Raw genomic sequence first — 7205 nt, 5'->3', positions numbered from 1 at the left:
TGGGTCTGTTCAGAGTGCGGAGCTGAACATCTGCGTGACGTAAACGCAGCAAGAAACATTCTTGCGGTCGGGCATGACCGTCTAGCTGTAGGAATCCCCGTCCTTTAGGGCGGGGAGGATGTCAAGTATGTATAGGAATTTCAAAGTTCAGATAGAAAACCTTTCGACGCATAGTTTTGTCGGATTTTTCTGAGAAGCGGTCAGGTCGTTTTTCCTTATTCTAAAAAGCATCTGTTTTAAAGGTAATATGCCCAAAAAAAACCTAAGGGCAGAGTAATAGACTGACTTTGTTTTCCGCAGACAGAATAATCCCGTCACACCAGAGCAATAGGTCTCCCGAGTGCAAGCAGGGCGATCTCATTTGGCACTAACCACTTTGTCCTGTGACAATAAAACAATTTTTAAAGCATGGCATTCTTAACTCCACGACTAAGGATGCCACGAATGCCCCTCTTGGATGTTTGTTCAGAACTGACCGAAATTCGTGCAGATAATCATCGACACCCTCTGCCGAACCTGGTTTTTATAGCCGTCTGTATGATTACGTGCGGAGCTGATGACTGGAAAATGGTGTCTGAGCTTGCCAAGAAAAAGAAATCCTGGTTAAAGCTCTTCATCCCTATGCCTCATGGCGTTCCATCACACCATACATTTATTCGGGTCTTTGAAAGACTTGACCCCGATGAGTTCCGCGAATGCTTTATAAATTGGGTTAAACAAATTGCTGAGCGTACTTATGGTGAAGTCGTTGCGATTGATGGAAAAACACTACGGCGTTCATACGATAAAGGTGATAATAAGGCCGCCATTCATATGGTTAACGCATGGGCTAACCAGACAGGCATGGTACTTGGACAGCTTAAGGCTGCGGCTAAATCGAATGAAATTACAGCCATTCCTGCTTTGCTCGACATGCTGGAAGTCAGTGGTTGTATCGTCAGCATAGACGCCATGGGCTGCCAGAAAGCTATCGCTGAAAAAATCAGAGAAAAAAATGCACATTACCTTCTGGCGGTCAAAGGAAATCAACAACTCTTACACAATGACATTAAGCTTTATCTTGATGATCTGGCAACTAAGAAAAAGCTACCTGAACTCGCAAGCTTTCATGAAACGGTAGAAAAAGGCCATGGACGAATAGAAATACGTCGCTGCTGGGCTAGCACTGATATTCATTGGCTTACCCAGCGTGAAGACTGGAAGGATCTTGCTATGATCGGAGTGGTTGAAAGCGAGCGTCACGAAGGCGAGAAGGTAAGTATTGAACGACGATACTTTATTTCCAGTCTGACAACCGATGCAAAAAAATTCATGGATTCAGTCCGATCTCACTGGTCGGTGGAAAATAACCTGCACTGGGTGCTCGATATCGGCTTTAGAGAAGACGAATGTCGTATTAGGAAAGGTTTTGGCCCAGAAAATATGGCGATATTTAGACAAATAGCTCTGAACTTGTTGAAACAGGAGACTACGTTGAAGCTTGGTATCAAGAACAAACGCATTATGGCAGCAGCGGATGATGAATACAGAGCACTGCTGCTTCAGGGAATTATTTGAAGGTTAGTGCCAAATGAGATCGCCCTGGTCGTTAATCTATTTATCGACAACTGCGCCACGCTTCTGCACTCCGGGCTTTTGAGTAAAAGGAGAGCGAGTGATGACAACACTCCACTTCATCTGCTGTTTGCAAGAAGAGAACCCTCTTTAATTAAAACGCTGCTGGACAGCCGTTATCACCATATTGACCAGTCGGTTGCTATCACAACCAATCATGCGGGTATTTCCGCTTTGCAGGCTCTTTTACAAAACAGCCGACCTGTCTCAGCTGTTGCCTGGTTGCATCAAGGGAACCTTGAGCATAAGCGATGGTTGAAAGCCGTTTTTGATGACAGCCCCAATATGGCATGGCCCGAATTATTTCACAGAGCAATGGCAAATGGAGTGATGACGCCTCAAATTCATTGGGTGAGAGGGGAGTTGGAGCGGGCGGGGCTTATAGAGCCAGTTGTGGAACCATCTGCGCCTGTTCTGGAGTCTTCCGATTTATTAGAGCCTCTGGGTTCGTTAGCCATTAATTCTGCACCTTTCAAAGCCGATCTTGATCAGCCAGGGTCAGAGTTGCCTTGTAAAAAAGAAAGCTCACAACAAATTATTATCTTCACCGACCAACAAAGTATGGTGGTCGATAAACATGGTGAAAACCTGCTGCACAGGCTTGCCCGTGAATGTTCACCCAATGATATTGAGGCCATCTTTACCCATAACGCTGAAACCATCACTCCCTCCACGCTATCCGCCACCAATATGGTCGGTCAGACCCCATTGGATATTTTAATTGACCGGGAAATAATGCCCGGCACTGTTTTACCATGGCTTTTACATGGCTTAACCGATGTTGCTGCTAATGAGCTAATCGACCAAAGTCTGTTTGGTAAACTTAACTGGCATCAATTATACGATTACGTCCGTTTATCTTCCTATGTTGAAAAAGATAAAAAGCTGAAGCAGATTCTGGAGTTGCTGGAGCCAATATTTACCCATGTGCAGCCTGAGCCGTCAGTACTACCAGCTCCCCAGCCAGCCAAAGCAATTACAGAGGCAAAAGTTTATATGGAATGTCCGATTTGTATGGATTCTATGGAGGATAATTGCGTATTAACTCCTTGTTGTGACCAGATATTTCACAGAGCTTGCATTGTGCAATGGGTAGAGGCTCACAATAATCTGTGTTCGCATTGCAGAGGGGTTATTTCTACTGATCAGTTGAGGGGAGTCAGGGCACCCCGGATTGTTGTCGAGGGGGGCGATGAGCCAGAAGTTATTAATGTTCGACCTAAAGTGAATCCGGAGGAAGATAGGTCTCCAGCTGATAAAGGTTCGGCTGGTGCCCCCTCTCCAGATATTGATCCCACTGACTATGACAGGCTCAGAAAAGCAGCCTCTAAGGGTGACACCATAACTGTGTTAGCCTGCATTGAAGCAGGTATGAGGCTTGATGTTACTGATACTGGTGGAAATACACTTCTGCATTTAGCCGCTGAAAACGGGCATACCGACACTGCCTTGCAACTGATTGAATTTGGTATCTCCCTGGAAGCGCGAAATAAAAAACAAGAGACAGCGGTACTAGTTGCGGTAAAAGGAAATCATGCGGATACAGTAGCAGCCTTGTTTGGGAAGGGGGCAGATTTAAACATCAAGGACGAAAAAGGGTGTTGGGCTATTTACTATGCCGCATCTGGTGGAAATGTTAAAACAGTTAGAGTACTGATTAGACTTGGCGTTGATCTGGATAGAATTTATGAAGATACAAGGTGGTTTTTAGCTGAGTATTATGGTGCTGCACTGCATATTGCCGCAGAAAATGGTCATACAGAAATTGTTATAGAGCTTCTTAATGGAGGGGCGGACATCAATAACTATCAATTTCCTGTAGATAAACGCACTGATCATGGTGGCACGGCTCTTGAACTTGCTGCTTCAGCTGGTCAAAAAGAGACCGTCATTGCATTAATTGAAAGGGGCGCAAAAGTTAACCCTGCCTACGATAACACATGGAATGCTCTTCATGAAGCCGCAAAAGGCGGCCATATTGAAATAGTTTATGCATTGCTTGATCGAGGAGCAGACCTCTACGTCAAGAGTAAAACAACAGCTTTACACTGTGCTGCAAGACATGGCAGGACTGATATCGCACGTATACTGATCAACCTTGGTTTGAACGTTAATTGTGTTAATAGTGTTGGAGAAACACCTCTGCATGAAGCGGTTAGAGGTGATAAACTAGAAACGGCTCTTATGTTAATCCATCATGGTGCTCTTGTTAGCAAACGTAACAAAGATGGTACCAGCCCACTTAGTTTGGCCAAAGAGTACGGCTCTCCTCAGCTAGCTGCTGAACTAAGAAAACATGATCCATGCGTTATCCAATAATGTTTCGGATAAAGTTGCTCAAGTTCACTGCTCCAACCGGAAAGCTCAGAGTAAAACACCAGCCACTTCCGCGCAGCGCGCAGGTAGCCACAAGCAACCACATCTCAATACGCCCAGAATCCTCCCGGATCAGCCGGTAAAAACCATACTGCTGATAAAACGGAACTACATCGGGTTTCATAGGGTCAACAAACAGCCCAATGGTTGAAATCTCGGTGGCTCGCTGGATGATTTCCTGAATCCCGGTGGATGTACGACGCGCCACCAAGCGGCTTTCTTTACGTTCGGCATTGGTTGCCATATTATCATCTCCATTGGCGTCACTATGGCATGGCGCATATTAAAGGTTTAGCAAATTGTATATTGCTAAGGAACGCAATCTGGTCTAGACTTTTCGTGATCTTCCTCAACAGGTGCCGATCGACTTGATCCGGAATCTCTCACTTTGCCTGGGTCTATCACGCTTCTGGTAGTATTTTGTAATGATCCCTGTTCCGCACAAAGTAATTGTCCTTGGTCTTTTATTTCCTTTACTTCCGCTCGATGTAGCAGCAATGCCCCTGCCTTCTAACGAAACGCTTGTGGAATATACACCTGAGCCAGACGCGCCACCTTGCCGCGGAGTGCGAATAACAGAAAATTTAATAGCTACATCGCCATTATGCGCCAGGAAAGTAAGGGAAGATTCTGGTGATGAGCTCATTGAAATGTATACTTTAACGGGCGAGCCAATAGGTGTTGTCGCAGAACAGCCTGGCAGTCTTTCTGAAAAGAGTATGCTCCTGCAAGTCACCTTGGATACAGAAGGAGTCAATCCAAGCCACTATCCCATGCTTTATGATGCTCCACCGGCCCCGGAACAAGCATTCGCATACAATGTTGATAAAAATAATCAGCTGTTTCAGCAACCAGTCAAACTCGCCTCTGGCGCAACCCGGAGTGAATCGGTATTTACTGTATCCTCAGAACTTCAGCTGCCTGCCGGTACACCAATCTTTGACACCAAAGGCCAGCTGGTTTGTCTGTCTGATGGTAGCAACCAATGCTATACAGTCAGTAAGTCATTGGTCGAGAGAGCTATAAGAGGAAGAGGGCTGAATGACGATTATGATTACGATGATGAAGGTCTGTCAACAGCGGCTCAAATTGGAATTGTCGCTGGGGTGGGCGTAGCCGCTATCGCCATACCCACTACTCTTTTCTATCTGGTTACATGGTTGAAGGCTCACTCCGCTGGTATGTCTGCCGGTGTGTACTGGCCAGGTATTCTTTCTTTGCAATATTGCTCCCACTGCACTGTAAACACAGCCATGCCAGCTATAGTAGGCACTATTGTGTGCCCATTAACTGGAATGCTCTCATGTCTTGTTGGATACCCGATTTCTACCAGCATGGCAGCGTTTAACTGGATAAATAGTTACTCTAATCCTTCCGAAAGCGTACCAATCATTTCACACCAACCAACACACGCTCCTCCCCAGTATTAATCAATATTCCCTTTTTTGGCTTAAGGGAGGCTTGTTATGAAAAAGAATCTTCTAAAGACTTGTTTTAGCTGCCCGTTGGCATTTTTATTACAAGCCAGACAGTCATCACTACTACAGTGTCAGTGCCAGTAAGCCACTGCCTGCAGATGCTCCAACAAGAGGTGCAGGGTGATTTATGGGTAGCCGTTTATTGATTAAAAACACAGTTCTTTTTGTTCTTTTTGTTCTTTTTGTTCTTTTTGTTCTTTGGTTTTTGGCCAGCCTTTTCAACTCGCTTCATGCTGAAGAAGGTAACGATGATATTCAAAGAAGGTTGATGTATTTTTCACCTTCAGTGTTTATTGCTGAAAAGTCGCAACCTTGCCAGGGGTTTCTTCTATCCAATAATGTCATCCTGACCTCGCCTGCCTGCTATTTAAAGATGCTTTCATTGATGGATCGGCAATTTGAGGCACTGAACGAAGAGGGTCATGTTATAGGAAGAATCGTAGGTAGAACTGAAAATCGTTGCTCAGGGTCTCTGTCGAATTATTTCTTTCTTGAAAGAGATTCAGACCTTCCCATTTATAAAGGTATCCCTTTTTTTACTGGGGGTGTAGCAAGAAAAACTGAACTGACGGTTAACTACCTTTCCTTTGATGATAAAGGCACTATTGCAGTAAAGGAGACTTTTGAAATCAACCCCAATGACTGGAATGAATCACATCTATATCTGCAAACGGATGATAGCATACCAGATGGAGCTGTTGTTGACCTTAAGGGAGAACTGTTTTGCATAGTATCAGGCAACAGGTGTTTAAGAAGAGGAGCTTTTACACCCACTGTTCACCAGGATGATTATTCTACCTGTGATCTAAGCCTGCTTAGTCATATGGCCAATATTAGCTATTTTTTTGATTGCAGGGACAGCGTAATTTCCGATTGTTGTCTCTACTATGGTTCTTTGAATGTATATGGAACATGCGTTAATCCCTGTTCACATCAACGCTGCCCATTCTACATAGAAGTAGTATCGAACATATATGGTGATGTAAATGACTTTTGTGGGGGCATTGTCCAAGTCTGGTGCTCCGATTGTTATTCCGAATTTTATTACAGCGACTATGGATGGTATCCAAACTGCGGTCTCACTGAATTCCCTGAATCGGGTAAGGACTGCAACCCTAAAGGCTGTATACCTGGGTGTAAATCCAAACCAGATAAGGATGGCTGTGGCAATAGCCTGATAGCGCCTATCGCAGGTGCCATTACTGGTGGAGCTGTCTTGCTGGGCACAGCTGCTACAATTGTGGGATGCCTGATTTATAAATACCGACACAAGGTCGGCTATCAAAAAATATAGTGCATGCACTTGCCCTCTGGAACTTACCTGAAGCGCTACTTTCTCTGGCACTTGGCCGGTGGAATCTCTACATGGTGTGGCACGTACTTATCGAATATGGAGTGTCTAGAAATTGCAGGCATGTCCTGCTTAACTAAACACCAGTGGTTGTAAACTGCTCTGGGCAAAGAGTGAATTACCGATGATTACTGTGTGGAGTTTATCAAAACTCAGTCAATCTGAACTAGACTTTGCGTAGCCCTCTCCACTGAACAGCACTCTGCATGATCCGGAGGCTCAATCATGAAAAGGATCAAACCACATTTAACCACTCCCTGTCCTTAAGTCCCGCTTAACGATCTGAAGAAGTAAGACAGAATGAACTGAAAGGAGCGCCCTCTGTGCTGTTCAGGCAAAATACCTGTGTTAATAACAATGCACTTGCAAGGTGCTACACAGGGACG

Annotated in this window: 6 protein-coding genes; 5 read left to right on the top strand and 1 reads right to left on the bottom strand. The window is 44.9% G+C overall.

Features of this window, described 5'->3' with window-relative positions; genetic code table 11:
* From ACR2PX_RS02470 to ACR2PX_RS02460, 3 genes are all read left to right on the top strand, one after another.
* On the top strand, positions 1 to 108 hold a 108-nt coding region (locus ACR2PX_RS02470), incomplete at its 5' end, for a zinc ribbon domain-containing protein (RefSeq protein WP_433997355.1).
* A gap of 336 nt (positions 109 to 444) precedes the next feature.
* Entirely contained in the window at positions 445 to 1557 is a 1113-nt protein-coding gene (locus ACR2PX_RS02465) for an ISAs1 family transposase (RefSeq protein ID WP_433997774.1), read from the top strand.
* Positions 1558 to 1563: 6 nt separating this feature from the next.
* Positions 1564 to 3933: an ankyrin repeat domain-containing protein gene (locus tag ACR2PX_RS02460; protein WP_433997773.1), complete on the top strand. Its 2370-nt coding sequence runs from the start codon at positions 1564 to 1566 to the stop codon at positions 3931 to 3933.
* Here the strand turns inward: ACR2PX_RS02460 and ACR2PX_RS02455 are convergent.
* The gene (locus ACR2PX_RS02455) at positions 3923 to 4234 is read right to left on the bottom strand and encodes a hypothetical protein (protein ID WP_433997772.1); all 312 of its coding nucleotides are present in this window, start codon (positions 4232 to 4234) and stop codon (positions 3923 to 3925) included. The two genes, ACR2PX_RS02460 and ACR2PX_RS02455, sit on opposite strands and share 11 nt — an antisense overlap.
* A gap of 406 nt (positions 4235 to 4640) precedes the next feature.
* Here ACR2PX_RS02455 and ACR2PX_RS02450 point away from each other — a divergent pair, with 406 nt between their 5' ends.
* Together ACR2PX_RS02450 and ACR2PX_RS02445 are read left to right on the top strand one after the other, a co-directional pair.
* Complete coding sequence (locus ACR2PX_RS02450) at positions 4641 to 5420, top strand: hypothetical protein (RefSeq protein WP_433997771.1); 780 nt, start codon at positions 4641 to 4643, stop codon at positions 5418 to 5420.
* Between the two features lie 175 nt (positions 5421 to 5595).
* A complete protein-coding gene (locus ACR2PX_RS02445; protein ID WP_433997770.1) occupies positions 5596 to 6762 on the top strand; it encodes a hypothetical protein in 1167 nt (388 codons plus the stop codon).
* Positions 6763 to 7205: the final 443 nt, after the last annotated feature.

The sequence above is a fragment of the Endozoicomonas sp. genome, from assembly GCF_051008435.1.
Classification (GTDB): Bacteria; Pseudomonadota; Gammaproteobacteria; order Pseudomonadales; family Endozoicomonadaceae; genus Endozoicomonas_A.
This window is presented reverse-complemented; position numbering and strand designations above follow the sequence as displayed.